Below are 1,234 nucleotides of genomic sequence, written 5' to 3' on the forward strand. Positions count from 1 at the left end.
TGATACGCCCAGGGTTCCGTAGACACTCAAGACCCTCGTTGCGCGTAGCGCCGTTCAAACTCTACAGGAGACAGGTCGCCGGTTGAACCATGACGGCGTTTTGGGTTGTAGAACATCTCGATGTAGTCGAACACCTCGGCGCGCGCGGCGTCCTTGCTGGGGTAGACCCGCCGCCTGATCCGCTCGCGTTTGAGCAGGCCGAAGAAGCTCTCCACCGGGGCGTTGTCATGGCAGTTACCGCGCCGACTCATGCTGCACACCAGGCCATGGGATGCCAGGAAACTCTGCCAGTCATCGCTGGTGTAGACCGATCCTTGGTCCGAGTGAATCAGGCAACCAGATGCGGGTTTGCGCCGCCACACTGCCGATAGCAGGGCCTGCACGATCAACTCGGTATCGGCCCGATCGCGCATCGCCCAGCCGACGACCTGCCTGGAGAACAGATCGATCACCACAGCCAGATACATCCAGCCTTCATGCGTGCGGATGAAGGTGAAATCGCTCGCCCAGGCCGTGTCCGGCTCAGTTACATCGAACTGCCGATCAAGCCGGTTGGCTGCGGCGGCGCACTCGCTCCCGCCATGGAAGCGGGGTTTGCGCCCATAGCCCACCTGCGCACGTAACCCTTCCGCACGCATCAACCGATGCACCCGATGGCGACTGCAACGCTCCGCCAGATCGCGCAGATCCTTGGTGATCTTGCGATGCCCATAGACACTGCCACTGGCCAGCCATTGGTGCTTGATTAACCCCAGCAGGCGTTCGTCTTCCTTGGTGCGCTCACTCTTGGGCGACTTTAGCCAAGCGTAGTAACCGGCCCGGTTCACCCGCAACACCCGGCACATCGCGCACAGCCTAAATTCCCCGCGATGGGTCTGCATGAAGGCGTACTTTGCCTTTACCCCTTGGCAAAGTACGCGGCGGCCTTTTTTAGGATGTCGCGCTCCTCGGTCACTCGGCGCAACTCGGCCTTCAGCTGCCGAACCTCGGCGCTCTGGTCCACCTCGGCGCGCTGCACGACGCCGGGCTTGCCGAACTTGCGCAGCCAGGCGTACAGACTGTGCGTGGTGACCCCTAGCCGCTCGGCGACCTCTGCCACCTTGAAGCCACGATCGGTCACTTGCCGGACCGCTTCGATCTTGAACTCATCCGTATACCGCTTGCTGCTCATGGACACCTCCGAATTAGCCATTTTCCATGGCCTTGAGATGTCTAGGGAACCCTGGGCGTATCA

General features: G+C 61.3%; 1 protein-coding gene and 1 pseudogene. Both read right to left on the reverse strand.

The annotated features are described in order from the left end of the window. Positions 1–26 precede the first annotated feature (26 nt). On the reverse strand, positions 27–1,049 hold the full coding sequence (locus XALGPE39_RS00025; RefSeq protein ID WP_235429714.1) for an IS3 family transposase: 1,023 nt from the start codon (positions 1,047–1,049) through the stop codon (positions 27–29). Then, a pseudogene (locus XALGPE39_RS16275) lies at positions 1,022–1,192 on the reverse strand (transposase); the annotation flags it as partial. The gene XALGPE39_RS00025 and the pseudogene XALGPE39_RS16275, both read right to left, overlap by 28 nt. Positions 1,193–1,234 lie beyond the last annotated feature (42 nt).

Origin of the sequence: Xanthomonas sp. GPE 39 (assembly GCF_000963005.1) — a bacterium.
In the GTDB taxonomy this organism is placed as follows: domain Bacteria; phylum Pseudomonadota; class Gammaproteobacteria; order Xanthomonadales; family Xanthomonadaceae; genus Xanthomonas_A.